Raw genomic sequence first — 19,956 nt, 5'->3', positions numbered from 1 at the left:
TTACTTTAGTATACTAGTTAAGTCAGGGGTGAATTTATGTTAGAGAGTCAAATGAGTTGGAATTTTACATATAAGCAGAGTGAAGTTGAGGAACTTGATCTGATTGATCAGTTGCTTCGTAATCGTGGTTTGACAGAAGAAAATTCAATTAAACAATTTTTAAATCCACAATTAGCAGACATTCATCAACCGAAATTATTAGCTGGTTTAGTTGAAAGTAAGCAAAGAATCGAACAAGCAATTGAACAGGGCGAAAGTATTCTTGTGTTTGGTGATTACGATGCTGATGGTGTGACTGCGACAACGATTTTAGTTGAAGCCTTAAATGAGTTAGGAGCGATGTGTGACTACTATATTCCTAATCGCTTCACTGAAGGTTATGGTCCGAATTCCGAGGCTTTTAGACAAGCTAAAAATCAAGGATTCAGTTTAATCATTACTGTCGATACTGGAATTGCTGCCTTTGAAGCAGCGGAAACTGCCAAGGAACTTGGTCTTGATCTGATTATTACGGATCACCATGAGGTTCAAGAAGAATTACCAGTCGCACATGCGATTGTCCATCCAAAAGTATCAGATGATTACCCATTTAAAGAGTTGGCCGGTGTTGGTGTTGCTTTTAAACTAGCTCATTTTTTACTTGGTTATTTTCCTAAGCAATTTCTTGATTTAGTCGCGATTGGTACGATTGCTGACTTAGTCCCACTAATCGATGAAAATCGAATTTTGGTTAAACACGGTCTCGATCATTTGTCTAAAACTGACCGACCAGGTCTGCGCGCTTTAAAAGAGGTGGCCTCAATTAATGGCGAAGTAGATGAACAGCATGTTGGGTTTGCGCTTGCCCCACGTTTAAACGCGGTCGGGCGATTAGAGAGTGCCTATCCAGCTGTACAATTACTCTTAACTCGTGATCCAGAGGAAGCCCAATCATTAGCGACTGAAATCAACTTAATTAATCAAGAACGCCAAGAAATTGTGAGTCAAATTGCCGAAGAAGCGATCACTATCGTTGAGCAAACAAAAGACATCAATCATTCAGTCATCATCGTCGCTAAAGAAGGTTGGAATGAAGGCGTGTTAGGAATCGTTGCCTCAAAACTTGTTCGAACTTATCAGCGTCCGGCAATTTGTTTAACGTTGAAATCTGATGAAGGCATTGCAAAAGGATCTGGGCGAAGTATTGCCGCTTTTGATCTGTTCGAAAATGGGATGGAGATTCACGAGCAAATGATTCGCTTTGGTGGGCATGCTCAAGCAATTGGTCTGACAACAGAGATTGATCAAGTTGATCAACTGAGAAGATCATTTAATCAGCTAGCTAGTCAAAAACTGAAACCTGAAGACTTTAAAGAACAACTTGAGGTTGAATTGTCGCTTAATATCGAACAATTATCACTTGAAACAGTTAATCAAATCAATCAACTGTCACCATTTGGGATGGCAAACCCTAAACCGTACTTTCATTTAACAGGTCAGCCACAGGAATTAAAACAAATAGGTGCTAAAAAAAATCATTTAAAATTTGCATTAGAGCAAGATAATCAAAAGCTTTCATCAATTGCATTTGGACTCGGTGATTATTTACCAAGAATCTCACCAAATGACGAACTTGAAGTTGTTGGTGAATTGCAAATTAATGAGTGGAACGGCACGCGCTCGTTGCAATTACTCGTGAAAGATTTGCAAGTAAAAGATCGCCAATTATTTGACTACCGTGGTTCGAAATTTTGGCACAATCAGTTACAACACTTAAATGATCAGGATTATTTGTGTCTTAGTTTTCAAAAACAATTACTCGAAACAAATTTAAAAGTTACGCCATTAGATCAACTTGATTTGGAAAATCTAGAGCAAGTCACTGATCTAGTCTTAATTGATTTACCAAATGAATTAAATGAACTGTCACAAATATTGTCGAAAATTAAACCAAACAATATTTATACGTGCTATAATTTAGATGGACAAAAGGATTGGACTGCTTTTCCTTCACGTGATGATTTTAAATGGTTTTATGGCTTTTTAATGAAACGGAAAAAGTATAATCATCAACTTGAACAAAAGCAAGTTGCCAACTATAGAGGTTGGAGTCATGAAAAAATTGAATTTATCTTAAATGTGTTTTATGAGCTAAAGTTTGTTAAAATAGATAATGAAGTCTTTTCATTAAATGATTCGGTAGAGAAGCAGCAATTAACAGAATCAAATTTTTATCAAAAGGGTTTAAGACAAAAGGAAAAACAAGATTTGCTTTATTATTCAAATTACCAACAATTAAAAACGTGGTTAATGGAACAAATTGAGCAAGATGCAAGGATCAAGGAGGAAGAAGTAGATGGATTATAAACAATTTATTACATTGGTCGAGGATTGGCCAAAAGAAGGCGTGCAATTTAAAGATATTACAACATTAATGGATAATGGGACTGCTTATAAATCAGCTGTTGATGAGATTGTTCAGTATGCAAAGGATAAGCAGGTTGATCTAATCGTGGGGCCAGAAGCAAGAGGCTTTATTGTTGGTTGTCCAGTCGCATATGCTCTAGAGATTGGTTTTGCACCAGTTCGTAAAGAAGGTAAGTTACCACGTGAAGTCATTAAAGTGGATTACGGTTTGGAATATGGACAAGATGTGTTGACGATTCATAAGGATGCGATCACTCCGGGACAGCGTGTGCTGATTACTGATGATTTATTAGCGACAGGTGGAACGATCGAAGCGACAGTTAAGCTTGTAGAAGCACTCGGCGGAATTGTTGTTGGTTGTGCATTCTTTATTGAACTTGGCTATTTAAATGGTCGAGACAAATTAGATGGCTATGATGTGTTGACTTTAATGGAATATAATTAATCTTTAAACATAGCGTACCTCAACTAGGTGCGCTTTCCTTATATGGATTAACAAATTCTGAGTTTAATTGGAAAAGTACTCACACAATCGCTATCAGATCGGTTTATAGAAATACAATTTAATCATTTTAAAAAAAGTTGCTTGAAATGTTTTTCTTAAATGCGATAGAATATAAGGAACGAATGTGTTTGCTATGAATAAAATAGGGAACACCGAATAAGTAATAAGCAAAATATATCAAACAAGAATTAGGGTGATCATAAATGTCAAGAGAAAAGATATTGACACTGGAGGACGTTATCGAAATTGCATCATATCTCAAAGATGATGATATTAATTTAATTCGTCATGCTTTTGAGTATGCCTATAAAGCCCATGAAAATCAATACCGGCGCTCTGGCGAACCATACATTATTCACCCTGTTCAAGTAGCAAGCATATTAGCAAAACTAGGTTTAGATGCTGAGACAATTGCTAGTGGTTTTTTACATGACGTTGTCGAGGACACTGACAAAACGATTATAGATATCGAAGAAGAATTTAACGAAGAAATTGCAATGCTTGTAGATGGGGTAACGAAATTAGGGAAAATTCAATATAAATCACAAGAAGAACAGCAAGCAGAAAACCACCGAAAAATGTTTATTGCGATGTCGAAAGATATCCGGGTTATTTTAATCAAATTAGCTGACCGAGTCCATAATATGCGGACATTGAAATATTTACCACCGGAAAAACAGCGCAGAATTGCGAATGAAACGCTAGAAATCTTCGCGCCGCTCGCACATCGCTTAGGAATCTCTGCAATTAAATGGGAATTAGAGGATGTCGCGCTCAGATATTTGAATCCTCAACAATACTATCGAATCGTCAATTTAATGCAACAAAAGCGTGAAGAGCGTGAAAGCTATATTGAAGAAGTTATGGTTGAGGTTCAAAATCAACTTGAGAACGTTGGAATTAAAGCGGACTTTTCGGGAAGACCAAAACATATTTATAGTATTTATCGTAAGATGATGCTCCAAAATAAACAGTTTAATGAAATTTATGATTTATTAGCTGTTCGGATCATCGTTGATAGCATTAAAGATTGCTATGCTGTGCTCGGGATTATTCATACCTGTTGGAAACCGATGCCTGGTCGCTTTAAAGATTATATTGCGATGCCGAAACCAAACCTTTATCAATCGCTTCATACAACAGTAATTGGACCAAAAGGTGCACCATTAGAAGTGCAAATTCGGACGAAAGATATGCACGAAATTGCTGAATATGGGATTGCAGCGCATTGGGCGTATAAAGAAGGGAAATCAGCTAAGCCAGGTAAGGATAATCCAGAAGAAAAACTTGCGTGGTTTAGAGAAATTCTTGAATCGCAAAGTGAAACAAACGATGCTGAAGAATTTATGGAGTCACTTAAAGTTGAGTTATTCGCGGATATGGTTTATGTCTTTACACCAAATGGGGACGTCATTGAGTTGCCTAAAGGTTCAATTCCGATTGACTTCGCTTACAAAATTCATACTGAGGTTGGGAATCATACGATTGGAACACGTGTCAATGGAAAGATGGAACCGTTAGATTACCAATTGAAAAATGGTGACATCATTGAAGTACTAACCTCAAAACATTCTTATGGACCATCGCGAGATTGGTTAAACATGACCCAAACATCACAAGCGCGAAACAAGATCAAACAATTTTTCAAAAAACAACAGCGTGAAGAGAATGTGGTCAAAGGGAAAGAAATGATTGAAAAGGAAATCCGAAATATGGGTTATGAGTTAAAGGATGTCCTTACTGAAGAGAATATGCAACGAGTAACCGAGCGGTTCAACTTTATAAGTATTGATGATATGTGGGCTGCTGTTGGTTATCAAGGGATCACAGCATCTCAAATTGCGACACGCTTGACGGATAAATTGCGTGAGCAAAAGAAAGATTTAAGTTCTTCACTAGATCAAGTTAAGAAGAAAACAGTTGCGAAAAGCAGTCGCCGAAAGGAAACGGGTATTATTGTAGAAGGTGTTGATAATCTACTCGTAAGGCTGGCTAAGTGTTGTAATCCGGTTCCAGGTGACGAGGTTATTGGCTACATTACCAAAGGACGAGGCGTATCTGTTCATAGAAAAAACTGTCCAAATTTAAATGACGATGATATTAGAGATCGGCTCTTGGAAGTTAGATGGGAAACTGGTGAGTCAGAGACGAAGCAATATCAGGTTGATTTAGAAATATCAGCTTATGACCGACGCGGTTTATTAAATGATATTTTGCAAACCGTGAATGAACACGGGACAAATATTGTTGGTGTTCAAGGAAAAACAGATCGAAACAAGATTGCGATGATTCATTTGTCGATTTTAATTAATGATATTAATCACTTGAAACAAGCTGTTGGGCAAATTAAACAGATTAAAGATGTATACACGGTTGAGCGTGTCGTCCAGTAAAAGGGGTCTAGTTAAATGCGAGTTGTGATTCAAAAAGTAAATCAAGCTAGTGTAACAGTCGCTGATCAAACGATCGGTCAAATTGATCATGGTTTAGTCATATTATTAGGTATCACACATAATGACACTGAAGCGGATGCTGACTATTTGGCAAAGAAAATTGTTCATCTGAGAATTTTTGAAGATGAAGCGAGCAAAATGAATCAATCATTGTTAGATGTTGATGGATCAGTGTTGTCAATTTCCCAATTTACTTTATACAGTGATACCCGAAAAGGTAGACGTCCAAGTTTTATTGAAGCAGCAAGACCAGAACAAGCGGATTGCTTATATCGCTATTTTAATCAACAAATCGAATCATTTGGTGTAAAAGTTGAAACAGGTGAATTTGGTGCAATGATGGATGTCTCCTTAACGAATCAAGGCCCTGTCACAATCGTCATCGACAGCAACCAACGTTAGACAATTTTTTCATCCGGTTTGTAAATTTACACAAAGTTAACAGACGCTTAATATTTACTTTAAACTCTGACGTTATAATGTGTATGATAAAGATAACTACTAAAAATGACTTTTTTCAAATATAAAATAGTCATTTCTTTTCTTATTGTTAAAAAAAGGGAGTGGAGTCATGCGGTATAGCTCAGCGATGACGGTAAATAAAGATAGACATATAGAAAAGCCTAAAGTGTACGAAACGATTGATTTAAATTTATGGTATCACGAAACCCAAGCATTAAGAAACGTCAACTTACCGATTTATGAAAAAAAAGTAACGGCAATTATTGGCCCTTCTGGTTGCGGTAAATCAACATTGCTAAAAACATTAAATCGAATGGTCGAGCTTGTCCCATCTGTACGAATTTCAGGAGAAGTTCACTATCGTGGTCGCTCGATCCTTGAAAAGGACTTTCAAGTTGAGCAACTCAGAACAAATGTTGGGATGGTTTTTCAAAAGCCAACACCATTTCCTAAATCGATTTATGCAAATGTCGCTTATGGACCAAAAATTCATGGCATGAAAGATAAGAAGCAGATTGATGAAATTGTCGAACGAAGCTTGCGTGGTGCCGCTATTTGGGACGAGGTTAAAGATCGCCTAAAAGACAGCGCGCTAAGTCTTTCAGGAGGACAGCAACAACGTCTTTGTATTGCTAGGGCATTAGCGATTGAGCCAGACGTCATTTTAATGGATGAGCCAACTTCTGCTTTAGACCCTAAGTCAACACTAAAAGTTGAAGAGCTAATCAATGAATTAAAAGAGAAGTATTCAATTGTAATTGTCACACATAATATGCAACAAGCTGCCCGAATTTCTGATCGAACAGCATTTATGTTAAATGGTGAATTAATTGAGTATGACGAGACGAACACATTATTTTCAACACCATCTGATCAGCGGACTGAAGATTACATTACTGGGCGATTCGGATAATAGGAGGAAGTTATCATGACAATACGTAAACAATTTGATTTCGAACTTGAAAAATTACAAGGTAAAATTGTTGAGATGGCCAAAGGTTCGCGTTCTCAACTTGAAAGAGCAGTGCAATCGATTTATGAAAAAGACTTAGCATTAGCAACTGATGTCATTGAAGCAGATGCGAAAATTGACCAACTTGATCTCGATATTAATGATGCTGCAATTCTATTAATTGCAAAACAACAACCTGTTGCATCTGATTTGCGTCGATTAATTGTTGCACTCCGTGTTTCAACGGATCTTGAGAGAATGGCAGATAATGCTCGGAATATTGCACGATCAACACTTGTTTTAGGTGATGATCATGAGCTTGAAATTGATCTTGCCTTGAAGGATATGTGTGAGGTCGCTTATGAAATGTTAGATTTGGCGATAGAGAGCTATAAAAATGAAGATTATAAGTTAGCGAAGCAATTATCAGAACTTGATGATTCAATTGATCGCATGTTTGATCAAGTATTAGAGCGAATGTTAGATTTATCAGCTAACAACCCGCAAAAAATTCAGCATGTTATGCATATCGCCTATACAGCTAGATATATCGAACGTTTTGGTGACCATTTAACGAACATCGCTGAGAGTATTCTTTATTTAGTAAAAGGTGAAACGTTAGATCTGAATGAATAAGGCTAATGCTATTTAAAAGAGTAATATAAATGAAGTATGTTAAACAATTCGCATAATCCAAAGCAGCTGGTTAGTTGTTTTGGATTTTTTGTTGTATTTTTGGTAATGTAGACTTTGAGGGGTGTTAAAGCTTGACTATCACATGTTGATAATTATGAATGGAAACGCTATTGTTACAGTAATCACTCAAGATAAAAAAGCTGAAGGGGATAAAAGATTATGAAGACGACTGTTACAAACCCAATTTTTTGGGCTGATGTACCTGATGTTGATGTTATTAGGGTAGGTTCATCTTTTTATATGATTAGTACAAGTATGCATACAATGCCAGGATGTCCAATTATGAAATCAGAAAACTTAGCTAATTGGGAAATCATTGGCTATGTATATGATCAAATTGAAAGCAATGATGCATATCACTTAGTAGATGGAAAAAACAATTACGGCCAAGGACAATGGGCAACAAGCTTACGTTACCATAATGGCATTTTCTACTTATGTTTTTCCTGCAATGATACCCAAAAATTTTATGTTTACCGAACAACAGATATAGAAAGTGGAGATTGGCAACGTTCGACTATTGATGGGCTCTATCATGATCCGGCACTTTTATTTGATAATGACCGTGTATTTGTTATTTCTGGTTGTGGTGACATTCGAATCACTGAATTAACTAAAGATTTAACAGCAGTAAAGTCAGATGGTGTTAATCAGTTATTATTAGAAACGGAAAGACAAGGAATTGGTCTACGTTGTGAGGGATGCCATGCCTATAAGATCGACGGATACTACTATCTAATCTTTATCGAGTGGCCAACTGAAGGTAAACAGCGTAGAAGACAAATCGCCTATCGTTCAAAAGATCTATTTGGTGATTATGAACGTAAAATTATTTTTGATGATGATATGGGTTATCAAAATCAAGGGATTGCTCAAGGAGCGATTTTTGATACAGCTGCTGGGGATTGGTATGCTATGCTATTTCAAGATCATGGGGCTGTCGGTAGGATTCCTTACGTCTTACCCGTGCAATGGATTGATGGCTGGCCAATGGTTGGGAATGATGGAAAAGCACCTAAGTCATTTAGTGTCAACCTCCCAGAAACGAAAGATAAGCCATTGGTCGTTAGTGATGAATTCAATTATCAAGAGAATGTGATTGGTGAAAGTTGGCAATGGAATCACAATCCAGATCATACGTTATGGTCATTTACAGAGAGACCGGGATACTTACGATTAACAACAGGTCAGTTAACAGATCATGTTTTACAAGCACGTAATACATTAACACAAAGAACAGAAGGACCAACGTGTACTGCGATTACACGAATGGATACAACCGATATGAAATCTGGTGATCATGCTGGGCTGATTGCTTTACAGAGCAACTTTGGTACAGTTGGTGTGCAAGTAAATCCAGATGGAGAGAAATCTTTGACGATGACAACAAAGGATGGCGTAATTGAGACAATCATCGAGGAAAAATTAAATGCAACAAATATAATCGATCTTAAAATTGAATTTAATTTTGTTGATAGCATTGATTTGGCAAGATTTTATTATTCGACAACTGGTGATGAATGGATCGAGATTGGTGAAGCGTTACAAATGAAATACACATTGGATCACTTTATGGGTTATCGAGTAGGTTTGTTTAACTATGCAACGACTGAAACCGGTGGATCTGTTGATTTTGATTATTTTAGATATCTAAAAGCTAACAAACTGATTCAACCAAATGCAGACAATACGTTTTAACTTGAGTCGATTTTATAATTAACTTCCTAAATGCGTAAAAGATAGGCCTCCGATTAATTGGAGGCCTATTTTTAATGATATTTAAAGTAATTTTCTAACCCAAGGATAATCCCTCGGCTAATTTCATCTTGATAAGCTGGTGTTTGAATTAATTTTTCCTCAGCTTGATTTGATAAAAAGCCGAGTTCTAAAAGTAAGCTTGGCTGTTTTGAAACACGTAAGACACGATAGTCACCAGATAAGACACCACGGTCATTGGCATTTGTTTTCTCAACTAGACCTTGATGAACGGCATCAGCTAAGCCTTGATCAGCATCTTTACGGTAGTAAGTATTTAATCCATTGGCTGATGGGTACTGTGGTTCACTATTATAATGAATGCTTAGGAAAACATCTGCAGCGTGATAGTTAGCTAACACAGCACGTGGAGTTAAGGCATAGTAGTAATCATCACTTCTCGTTAAATACACAGTCGCACCGAGCATTTCAAGTTGATACTCCAAATGTTTTGCCGTATTAAGCGCGTAATCCTTTTCATAACGATCAGTAATACTAATCGCCCCAACATCAGCACCACCATGACCAGGATCAATTACAATCACTTTATTTTTTAAATTTGTTTGCCCTTCAATGACTGGTTCTTGAAAATTTAATAACCATGCTGGGATAAAACCTTCACCATCTTGTGCTAAAACTTTGATCCAATCTTGATCTTGTTCAACAATTGTGACTGTTTCACCTTCTGTTAAAACAGCTAATATTTCAGATTGTGTCGTCGCTTGTGCACGTAAATGTAAACGATCAACAGGAATCTTAAAATCTTGACTTGCCAGGTCAGCTTGATCATTTGAGTCGGTTTGGCTCGATGAAGTTTCAGGTTCGTCGCTGATCTGATCAGTGATTGTGGCATACTGGCGACTAACCCAGCCAGTTTCCCCGTTAAAATCAATCGCTAGCCAGTCATCTGTTTGCTCAACTAAAGCATAATCTTCACCTTGATTAACGTGGCCAATCAATTCGTATTCCGTACCAGGTCCACTTCGGACGAGTAAGTCATCTGTTTCAATCTGAACTGTATTCGCATAACTTGTTGATTGAAAGAGTAGCGAAGCTAAAAGAAGTAGCATTGTGTAAGTAATAATTCGAGTTGTTTTTTTCATTTTTATGTACTGGCCCGTCGCAATGACTGTTGACCATCTCTCCTTTCAGACGTATGGTTATTTTTATAAAATAGAATTAATCCTATCGTACCATAAACAATGTTACGAATTAAAGTTAAATTGAATTATATTTAGGACAAATTACGACTAAACATTCTACATAAATAATATTATGCATGTTCAACTTGACATTACATTAGCCAAACAGTAATATTATAAACAATTCAAATAATTTAACTTAACTAAAATCAATGAAAGAAAAAGTAATTAAAAGAGGCAGGTAAAAGAGAGGAGATCTACTAGCTGTGAGGATCTCTACCAGGCACTTTAATGAAAGACGATCTGGAGATGCTTTGTTGAATAAAAGTAAGCAAAGCCGTGTACAAGCGTTAATTGTTCAAGTGGAATTATTTTTTAATTCAACTAGGGTGGCAACACGGGTATACGCTCGTCCCTTATTTGGGAGGCGTATTTTTTGTTGCCTATTTTTATAGAAAAAATTAAATTGCTAATAATGGAGGAAAGCATAATGATTAATTTACCGAGAGGAACACAGGATATTTTACCTGGAGAATCTGAGAAGTGGCAGTATCTTGAACAAAAATTCATTGAACTTTGTTCCCGTTATAACTATAAGGAGATTCGCACACCGATTTTTGAGCATACTGAAGTTTTCCAACGAGGTGTTGGTGATACAACGGATATTGTTCAAAAAGAAATGTATACCTTCACCGATCGTGGTGATCGCCAGTTAACACTCAGACCTGAGGGAACGGCATCTGTTGCGAGAGCCTATGTTCAGCACAAGTTACATGGACAAGTTAAGCAACCGCAAAAATTATTTTACCATGGACCAATGTTTCGTTATGAGCGACCGCAAGCAGGAAGAATGCGCCAATTTGTTCAATTTGGAATTGAAGCATTAGGTAGTGCAGATCCAGCGATTGATGCTGAAGTCATTGATTTTGCCATGACACTTTATCAAAGCCTTGGCTTGAAGTCGCTACGTCTTGTGATTAATACATTAGGTGATCAAGAGAGTCGAACAGCCCATCGTGAAGCATTAATTAATCACTTTACACCGGTTAAGGATGAGCTTTGCTCTGATTGTCAGGTTCGTCTTGATAAGAACCCATTGCGTGTACTTGATTGTAAAAGAGATCATGACCACCCGTCGATGGCATCTGCACCTAAAATTCTTGATTTCTTAACGGAAGATTCACGTATCTATTTCGAACAAGTGAAAAAATATTTAGACGAGCTGGGGATTGAATATGTCGTCGATCCAAATCTTGTTCGAGGTTTAGATTATTATAACCATACAGCTTTTGAGATTATGAGTGAGGCAGAGGGTTTTGGCGCGATTACGACATTGTCTGGTGGGGGCCGCTTTAATGGTCTGATTGAAGAGTTAGATGGACCAGCTACACCTGGTATTGGTTTTGCTTTAAGTGTTGAACGCTTTCTATTGGCTCTTGATGCTGAAGGAATTGAGTTGCCTGTGGAACAGTCACTCGATGCTTATATTGTAGCACTTGGGGAAGAAGCGGAACTAAAAGCAAGTGGGTTAATGAAAAACTTACGTGCGGCTGGCTTACAAGCCGATAAAGACTTTTTAGCTAAAAAGATGAAAGCTCAGTTTAAAGCAGCGGATCGTGAAAATGCAAAATTTGTTCTAATTATTGGTGATCAAGAGTTGGAAGAAGAGGTTGTCTTAATTAAGGAAATGGCAAGTGGGACACAGGAAGCAGTGCCATTTGATTCAATAATAAACTATATAAAAGAACGTCTATAAGGGGGTAATAATCATGTTTGAAGCACGTCATTTGGCGGGAGAATTAACGAAGGCTAATATTGACAATCAAGTTACGTTAAAAGGTTGGGTGCAAAAGCGTCGTGATTTAGGTGGATTAATCTTTATTGATTTAAGAGATCGGACAGGCATTGTTCAAGTTGTTTTTAACCCGACCCTATCTGAAGAAGCACTTGCGATTGCTGAAACTGTTCGTAATGAGTATGTTTTACACGTTGAAGGAACCGTTGTTGAGCGTGATCCAGCTACGGTCAATAGCAAAATAAAAACTGGGGATATAGAAGTAACTGCGGACAAAATTTCAATATTAAATGTTGCAAAGACACCGCCGATAAATGTTTTTGAAGAGAAAGAAATTTCAGAAGATACACGACTGAAATACCGCTATATTGATTTACGTCGTGAATCGATGCAAAAGACGATTAAATTACGTCATCAAACGGCACAAGTGATTCGACAATTTTTAAATCAAGAAAGCTTTTTAGAGATGGAAACACCAATGTTGACAAAAAGTACACCAGAGGGTGCGCGAGATTATTTAGTTCCTAGTCGTGTTCATCCAGGACACTTTTATGCATTACCACAATCACCACAATTGTTTAAGCAATTGATTATGGTTGCTGGTTTTGAGCGCTACTATCAGTTTGCGCGTTGTTTCCGTGATGAAGATTTACGGGCTGACCGTCAACCAGAGTTTACACAAATCGATATTGAAACATCATTTATGACAATTGATGAAATCATCGATATGTCAGAACGAATGATGCAACTAGTGATGAAAGAAATTAAAGGTGTCGAACTTGAGCTACCATTACCTCGGATGACATACACTGAGGCAATGTCACGTTACGGTTCAGACAAGCCAGATACTCGATTTGGTTTAGAACTTGTTGATCTGTCTGAGCAAGTGAAAGACTCTGATTTCAAAGTTTTTTCAGGTGCTGTTAGCGGTGGTGGTAAGGTTAACGCGATCAATGTAAAAGGACAAGCCACATCATTCTCTCGAAAAGATATCGACAAGTTAACTGATTTTGTTAAAATTTACGGTGCGAAAGGCTTAGCATGGGTTAAAGTTGATCAGAATGGTTTTACTGGTCCAATTGCGAAGTTCTTTAATGAGGAAGCTCAAGGACAAATTAGTAATCACTTGGAAGCAACTGATGGAGACTTACTGTTGTTTGTCGCTGATCAGACGCAAGTTGTCTATGACAGCTTAGGTGCACTTAGACAAAAACTCGCCAAAGAATTAGGGTTAATTGACGACAATCAATTTAACTTCCTCTGGGTAACGGACTGGCCATTACTTGAGTATGATGAGGATAATGAACGCTATGTCGCTGCGCACCATCCATTTACGTTACCAATTCAGGAGGATATTGAAAAGCTGACAACAAATCCAGAACAAGTTCTAGCTTCTGCATATGATCTTGTCTTAAACGGCTTTGAATTAGGTGGAGGATCATTGCGAATTTATCAACGTGACCTTCAAGAAAAAATGTTTAAAGTATTAGGTTTTTCAAAAGAAGAAGCAGAGAGTCAATTCGGCTTTTTATTACAAGCACTTGAGTACGGCACACCTCCTCATGGTGGAATTGCTTTAGGATTTGATCGTCTAGTGATGCTTTTAGCTGGAAAAACAAATCTACGCGATACGATTCTGTTTCCAAAAACAGCTTCAGCATCAGATCCATTAACGGAAGCACCAAGTTCAGTGAGTGACACGCAATTAGGTGATTTACATTTAAAGGTTTTTGAACCAAGAAATAAGCAGGAACAATAGGTGAAAACCCTTTCAAAAACCTTGCTTCTAAATATGAGATATGCTAAGATAAATGCATAAGTTAATCCTGATGTGTACGTTGAATTTATTATGTTTTGACCGAACATTTTAAATTTGGGAGTCTGACTTTTTTGTTATGGATTACATGCCTATTTAATAGGACTTAAAAAGTAACAAATAAGACACCCACCTGCTTAGGAGCGGGTTCAAAACTTTTTTTAGGAGACGGCACGATCGGGATTGATACATATTTGCAAAAAAAATACGCATTCACTTAATTAGGTGAATGCGTTTTTTAATTGTTTAGCGGGCAACTTGTTCAAGGTTTCCGTTTTTGTCCATAACGAAAGTTGGCAATTTCTTATCATCATCGTCTTCAAAGACGACCATTTTGCGAGCACGATCCATAATTTGAAGAAATGCTTGGTAATCTTCCTGAATCGTCTCAACTTGTTTTTCCAATGAAGTCACTTGCTTTTTTAGTTGTTCATTTTCTTTTAATAAGTTTTGATGATCCGTTTCTAGCTGATGGTATTTTGCTGTTTGATGGGTTGATTGAATACTTTGATGTTTAAACTCAACCAAAAAATTAATGACTTGATCTAAATCTAGTGATGCTTCAGCAGGATTCATAATTTCTTGACTAGTATTCTGCTCATCTTCAAGCAACATTTCCGGCTGATAGAGTGGTGTTTTTGTCACCTTATTTTTTTGCGTTAAAAGTTGTTTACGTTTATTTTGTTTTCGTTGCCTTTTAGCAATCTCAACAGCTTGTTCATAATTTTGTCGGACTTCGGCATTCCACCTAAATCCACAAGCGGCTGATGTTCGATTTAATTTATCACCCACTTCTTCAAACGCGTTAAGTTGCGTACTACCTTGACGGATATGTCTTAGAACCGTCTCTGCCAATAAAAGATCGTCTTCGTGTGACCACGCATCTTGTCTTACTTTTGCCATACTTTTCACTCCTGACTGCTATTGTTTAGAATTAATGATTTAAAAGATCAATAGGCTATCTATAATGAAAGTATGGTCAAAGATTGCTAAAATTATTCACGCTGGTTAATTTGATCATACATTTGTTTCATCGCACGCTCAAATTTCCCAGTTTCAACGGGTTGATAGTATCTTTTGTTTTTTAATGGATCGGGTAAGTAATCTTGTTTTACCCAAGCACCAGGATAATTATGTGGATATTTATAGTCAACGCCCCGCCCTAACTTATTCGCACCATAATAATGACTATCTTTCAAATGAAGTGGAATCTCACCAATGTCACTATTTCTGACATCATAGATCGCTTGATCAAGAGCTTTATAGGCTGAATTTGATTTTGGTGATAAACATAACTCAACTAAAGCAACCGATAACGGAATCCGTGCTTCTGGAAAACCAACTCGCTCAGCCGCTTCGATCGCAGCTAGAGTTCGCATACCTGCCGAAGGGTTTCCAAGCCCAATATCTTCATAAGCAATCACTGTCATTCTTCGAGCGATGCTCTCTAAGTCACCAGCTTCGATGAGTCGCGCAAGATAATGGAGTGCGGCATTCACATCACTTCCACGAATCGATTTTTGAAAAGCAGATAAGACATCATAATGGGCATCGCCACCTTTGTCGTGGCTAAAGCTTTTTTTCTGCATACATGCTTCAGCTACTTCAAGGTTAATTTTTATCATGCCGTCTTGCGTTTGCTTTGTTGAAAAAGCAGCAAGTTCCAAGCCGTTTAGGGCCGCACGTAAATCACCACCAGAAGAGTTAGAAAAGTGTTCAAGTGCTTCTTTTGTCATATCGATTTTTAAATGACCTAAGCCATCCTCTTGATCATTGATTGCACGAACTAGGGCTTGTTCAACTTCTGTTGCCGTTAATTTATAGAGTTCGAATAAATGAACACGACTTCGGATCGCAGGATTGATCGAGTGATAAGGATTACTTGTTGTACAACCAATCAATGTGATTAAATTACTCTCTAAATGTGGTAAGAGAAAATCTTGCTTTGCTTTGTCTAAACGATGCACCTCATCTAAAATGATCACAAGTGAGCCAGACATTTTTGCCTCTTCAACAGCAATTTCCATATCTTTCTTTTTATCGATTACTGCATTTAATATTTTATATCTCAAACCGATTGAATTCGCTAAAGCGATTGCCATCGATGTTTTCCCCGTTCCAGGTGGTCCAAATAAGATCATTGAGGCCAACCGCTCAGCACTGACCATTCGTTCAATCATCTTTCCCTCACCGACAAGGTGTGTTTGTCCAATAATATCATCAATATGTTTAGGTCTTAACCGAAAAGCAAGTGGTTGTTTTGCCATTATTAAAAACTCCTTTTTACATTTAATCAAGATTGTCGAAGTGATCTCTAATAAATAACGCTTAATCGTTGTAGATCGGTTAAAAGTTCAAAGTGATCTCTAACGAATAGCCTCTAACCATCATCTTGTTGTCTCGAAACACAACTAAACGATCAGAATCGCTGCCCATAAGTTGTCTAGCTTGACTTTCATTGATCAAATCATTTAAAATAACAAACATTTGCTAAAACAAATTTAATTGACTTAATTGTATTAATCGTACGGAGTTTAATCTCGAAATGCAAGTGATATTGAATATTCATGTTATAATATAAGAAAGAGTCGAATGATCGATTTATTTGTTTGATTATGCGAGAAGAGGGAGCGTATTTTTATGAAAATATCAACAAAAGGACGTTATGGTTTGACGATCATGATAGATCTTGCGAAGAATAAAGATCAAAAACCAATTTCATTGAAAAGCATTGCCAAAAGCCATGATTTATCTGAGCACTATTTAGAACAGTTAGTACCATCCTTACGTAATGCAGGCCTAGTTAGAAGCATTAGAGGTGCGTATGGAGGCTATAAATTGGCAAAGCCAGCTAATGAAATTACTGCAGGAGATATCATTCGAACATTAGAAGGCCCGATTACGCCTGTTGAAGGAATTGAAGATGAAGCCCCTGCACAACAATCATTATGGATAAGAATTCGTGATGCGGTAAAAGATGTACTTGATACGACAACATTAGAGGACTTATCAAATTATGATGAGGCACAAGAAAACGAACCTTATATGTTTTATATTTAAGTTAGAAAGAGAAAGAAGGGACAATGAGTGGAACCAATTTACCTAGACCATGCAGCTACAACACCGATGCATCCTGCTGTGATTGAAAAGATGTCTGAGACAATGAAAGAAATCTATGGAAATCCTTCTAGTATCCATCAATTTGGACGCCGTGCACGAGCAATTCTTGATGAAAATAGACGCTATATTGCTGGAACAATCGGAGCTGACGAAAAAGAACTTTATTTTACAAGTGGTGGAACTGAGGCAGATAACCTTGCTCTAATCGGAGTCGCCTTAGCCAATCAAAAAAAGGGAAAGCACATTATTACGACAAAAATTGAACATCACGCGAATCTGCATGCAGCTGAACATTTGGAATCACTTGGATTTGAGTTGACCTATTTGCCTGTTAGTGAGGCAGGTTATGTTACACCAGCTGATGTCGAAAAACATTTACGTGATGAGACGATTTTAGTCTCGATTATGATGATCAATAATGAAGTGGGTGCGATTCAACCGATTAAGGAAATTGCTGAACTTCTAAAAGATCACCAAGCTTACCTCCATACAGATGCTGTTCAAGCGTATGGTTTAATTAAAATAAATGTGAAAGCACTCGGCATCGATTTAATGTCAGCCTCTGCTCATAAACTCAATGGTCCAAAAGGGGTTGGCTTCTTATATGCTGGACAGGAGATTAAATTTAACGCACTCCAGCATGGTGGAAATCAAGAACGTTTGAAACGTCCAGGAACAGAAAGTCTTCCTGGTATTGTCGGTATGCGGACAGCGATTCAACAAATCGAAGCAGATAATTACAAAAATTTTAATCAATATAAATCTTATCGTGATCTATTTTATCAGGAACTTAAACAATCAGATATTGATTTTACCGTGAATGGTGTATTCGATGAGCTTGCACCAACAATTTTAAACTTAAGTTTTGCCAATACAAAAGTCGAGCCGATGCTGATGAGCTTAGATCTTGAAGGAATTGCTGTCTCAAGCGGAAGTGCTTGTACGGCTGGATCTATTGAGCCATCACATGTATTAACAGCAATGTATGGCGCGGATCATCCAAGAACAAGCAATTCAATTCGGTTTAGTTTTGGTTCTACCAACAACGAAAAACAAGTGATTGATGCAGCGAGCCGTGTGATCAAAGTAGTGAAACGATTGGCAGGAAAGTGAAGGGAATGAATTAAAGTGAAAGAAAACAAAGATATCCGTGTTGTTGTCGGAATGAGTGGAGGTGTGGATTCATCAGTCACCGCATTATTACTCAAACAACAAGGTTATGAAGTGATCGGGATTTTTATGAAAAATTGGGACGACACAGATGAAGACGGTTTTTGTACCGCAACTGAAGACTATGATGATGTGATTCGTGTCTCTAACCAACTTGATATCCCGTACTTTGCCGTTAATTTTGAAAAACAATATTGGGACAAAGTTTTCAGCTATTTTCTTGAAGAATATAAAGCAGGGCGCACACCAAATCCTGACGTAATGTGTAATAAAGAAATTAAATTTAAAGCCTTTTTAGATCATGCCTTATCATTAGGAGCAGATTATGTGGCAACAGGTCACTATGCTCAAACGCGTGTGACTGGCGATAAGGTCGAGCTATTACGTGGGGTCGATCAAAATAAAGATCAAACATATTTTTTAAATCAACTCTCAAGTGATGTGTTGAAAAAAGTCATGTTCCCACTTGGTCATTTAGATAAAAGTGAAGTCCGCAAAATTGCTCAAGAACATGGCTTAGTAACAGCTAATAAAAAAGATAGTACTGGTATTTGTTTTATTGGCGAACGTGATTTCAAAACATTCCTCAGTGAATATCTCCCAGCTCAACCTGGACGAATGGAAACGATGGCAGGCGTTGATAAGGGTGCACATGATGGTTTAATGTACCATACGATTGGTCAACGCCAAGGTCTAGGTATCGGTGGTGCAGGTGGTCCATGGTTTGTCGTCGGTAAAGATTTAGAACGCAATGTGCTCTTAGTTGAAAATGAGGATAATATTCATTATTTACAATCAGATCAACTTGTAGCAGACGATGTCAACTGGATTAATGAACCAGAAAGTCAAACATTCGAATGTACAGCAAAGTTTCGTTACCGCCAAAAAGATAGCAACGTGAAAGTAACGATTCTCGACGATCAAAGAGTACATGTCGATTTTGCAGAAAAAGAAACAGCGATTACGCCAGGTCAATCAGTCGTTTTCTATGATGGCGATGTCTGTCTTGGTGGTGCAACAATTAGTGAAATTTATCGTGACGGAAAACAATTAGATTATGTAGGATAAGTGATACTGTAAAAGGATAACAGTCACTTATCCTTTTTTGTTGGAAATTTTTAAAGATCTATTTTCAAAAATCTAATGAAATTAATAACAGTAAATGTTAAACTGAGTGCAATAGGTTAAATAATTTAAGAGGTGATAATTTGAAAAAAATATTGTACTTATTGTTGATGATTGTATTAGTTAGTTTATTATTTGCTTGTAGCTCTACAAATGACAAAGGTACAGTTGATAAGGATAACGAAGCCTCTTCCTTAGAACTGAGTAGAGAAATTGATGGTAACAAGAGTAAAGAGGCTTTTGAAGAAATAACTTTCATAGGAACGATTGACGAGTTAAATGGTGATCAAGCCCTTGTTTCTATTGAGGAAGGTGAAATTCTTAGGTCAGGAAGCAAAGTAGATGTAAATCTTTCAGTTGCAAGTGAGACATCTTTTAAAATTGGCGACAAAGTTAAAGTTGGGTTTGATGGAGATATAAGAGAAACATTTCCACTAGGTATTAACACAACTTTTGTAGAATTGGTAAAATAGTTTAATTCAATAACGGTAACGTCAAAAGTTCTATGAAAAGAACTGAAAAATCGAGATCCCAAAAGTTTAATGGCAAAAAAACGACC

The 19,956-nt window shown here is 37.2% G+C and carries 16 protein-coding genes, 1 other RNA gene and 1 other annotated feature; of the genes, 14 read left to right on the top strand and 3 right to left on the bottom strand.

Annotation, left to right across the window (positions count from 1 at the left end; all coding sequences use genetic code 11):
• Positions 1-36: 36 nt before the first annotated feature.
• The 7 genes from recJ (at position 37) to ABD814_RS04270 (ending at position 9,172) form a co-directional block, all read left to right on the top strand.
• Positions 37-2,346, top strand: a complete 2,310-nt coding sequence (gene recJ / locus ABD814_RS04300; protein WP_344910684.1) for a single-stranded-DNA-specific exonuclease RecJ — start codon at positions 37-39, stop codon at positions 2,344-2,346.
• Positions 2,336-2,851 (top strand): adenine phosphoribosyltransferase, encoded by a 516-nt coding sequence (locus ABD814_RS04295; protein ID WP_344910682.1) that lies wholly within the window; start codon positions 2,336-2,338, stop codon positions 2,849-2,851. Before recJ ends, ABD814_RS04295 begins: the two co-directional genes overlap by 11 nt.
• A 263-nt stretch (positions 2,852-3,114) precedes the next feature.
• A complete protein-coding gene (locus tag ABD814_RS04290) occupies positions 3,115-5,304 on the top strand; it encodes a RelA/SpoT family protein (protein WP_344910679.1) in 2,190 nt (729 codons plus the stop codon).
• Positions 5,305-5,319: 15 nt separating this feature from the next.
• A complete protein-coding gene (gene dtd / locus ABD814_RS04285) occupies positions 5,320-5,766 on the top strand; it encodes a D-aminoacyl-tRNA deacylase (RefSeq protein WP_344910677.1) in 447 nt (148 codons plus the stop codon).
• Between the two features lie 169 nt (positions 5,767-5,935).
• The gene (gene pstB, locus ABD814_RS04280; protein WP_344910675.1) at positions 5,936-6,739 is read left to right on the top strand and encodes a phosphate ABC transporter ATP-binding protein PstB; all 804 of its coding nucleotides are present in this window, start codon (positions 5,936-5,938) and stop codon (positions 6,737-6,739) included.
• Positions 6,740-6,754: 15 nt separating this feature from the next.
• A complete protein-coding gene (gene phoU, locus ABD814_RS04275) occupies positions 6,755-7,414 on the top strand; it encodes a phosphate signaling complex protein PhoU (protein WP_344910672.1) in 660 nt (219 codons plus the stop codon).
• 219 nt (positions 7,415-7,633) lie between these two features.
• Entirely contained in the window at positions 7,634-9,172 is a 1,539-nt protein-coding gene (locus tag ABD814_RS04270) for a glycoside hydrolase family 43 protein (protein ID WP_344910669.1), read from the top strand.
• Positions 9,173-9,243: 71 nt separating this feature from the next.
• Here ABD814_RS04270 and ABD814_RS04265 read toward each other — a convergent pair whose 3' ends face one another.
• Positions 9,244-10,332, bottom strand: coding sequence for an N-acetylmuramoyl-L-alanine amidase family protein (locus ABD814_RS04265; RefSeq protein WP_344910667.1), 1,089 nt, complete (start codon positions 10,330-10,332; stop codon positions 9,244-9,246).
• Between the two features lie 242 nt (positions 10,333-10,574).
• Positions 10,575-10,791, top strand: a binding site (T-box leader).
• 70 nt (positions 10,792-10,861) lie between these two features.
• Between ABD814_RS04265 and hisS the strand changes: the two genes are divergently transcribed.
• The 3 genes from hisS (at position 10,862) to ssrS (ending at position 14,170) form a co-directional block, all read left to right on the top strand.
• Positions 10,862-12,127, top strand: coding sequence for a histidine--tRNA ligase (gene hisS, locus ABD814_RS04260; RefSeq protein ID WP_344910664.1), 1,266 nt, complete (start codon positions 10,862-10,864; stop codon positions 12,125-12,127).
• Between the two features lie 13 nt (positions 12,128-12,140).
• Complete coding sequence (aspS, locus tag ABD814_RS04255) at positions 12,141-13,925, top strand: aspartate--tRNA ligase (protein ID WP_344910662.1); 1,785 nt, start codon at positions 12,141-12,143, stop codon at positions 13,923-13,925.
• A gap of 61 nt (positions 13,926-13,986) precedes the next feature.
• Positions 13,987-14,170, top strand: a non-coding RNA gene (ssrS, locus tag ABD814_RS04250) — 6S RNA.
• Positions 14,171-14,228: 58 nt separating this feature from the next.
• Here the strand turns inward: ssrS and ABD814_RS04245 are convergent.
• On the bottom strand, positions 14,229-14,885 hold the full coding sequence (locus ABD814_RS04245) for an RsfA family transcriptional regulator (protein WP_344910660.1): 657 nt from the start codon (positions 14,883-14,885) through the stop codon (positions 14,229-14,231).
• Positions 14,886-14,977: 92 nt separating this feature from the next.
• Entirely contained in the window at positions 14,978-16,249 is a 1,272-nt protein-coding gene (locus tag ABD814_RS04240; protein ID WP_344910658.1) for a replication-associated recombination protein A, read from the bottom strand.
• Between the two features lie 373 nt (positions 16,250-16,622).
• Between ABD814_RS04240 and cymR the strand changes: the two genes are divergently transcribed.
• From cymR to ABD814_RS04220, 4 genes are all read left to right on the top strand, one after another.
• Positions 16,623-17,042 carry a cysteine metabolism transcriptional regulator CymR gene (cymR, locus tag ABD814_RS04235; protein ID WP_344910656.1) on the top strand — a complete coding sequence of 140 codons (420 nt, stop codon included), beginning with the start codon at positions 16,623-16,625 and terminating at the stop codon, positions 17,040-17,042.
• A 27-nt stretch (positions 17,043-17,069) separates the two neighbouring features.
• On the top strand, positions 17,070-18,215 hold the full coding sequence (locus tag ABD814_RS04230) for a cysteine desulfurase family protein (protein WP_344910654.1): 1,146 nt from the start codon (positions 17,070-17,072) through the stop codon (positions 18,213-18,215).
• A gap of 15 nt (positions 18,216-18,230) precedes the next feature.
• Positions 18,231-19,340: a tRNA 2-thiouridine(34) synthase MnmA gene (gene mnmA, locus ABD814_RS04225; protein WP_344910652.1), complete on the top strand. Its 1,110-nt coding sequence runs from the start codon at positions 18,231-18,233 to the stop codon at positions 19,338-19,340.
• Between the two features lie 140 nt (positions 19,341-19,480).
• Complete coding sequence (locus tag ABD814_RS04220; RefSeq protein ID WP_344910650.1) at positions 19,481-19,870, top strand: outer membrane protein assembly factor BamD; 390 nt, start codon at positions 19,481-19,483, stop codon at positions 19,868-19,870.
• Positions 19,871-19,956 lie beyond the last annotated feature (86 nt).

This window comes from Amphibacillus indicireducens, from assembly GCF_039539605.1.
Lineage (GTDB): Bacteria > Bacillota > Bacilli > Bacillales > Amphibacillaceae > Amphibacillus > Amphibacillus indicireducens.
Note: the sequence above shows the minus strand (reverse complement) of the source record. Positions and strands in the feature narration are given on the sequence as shown.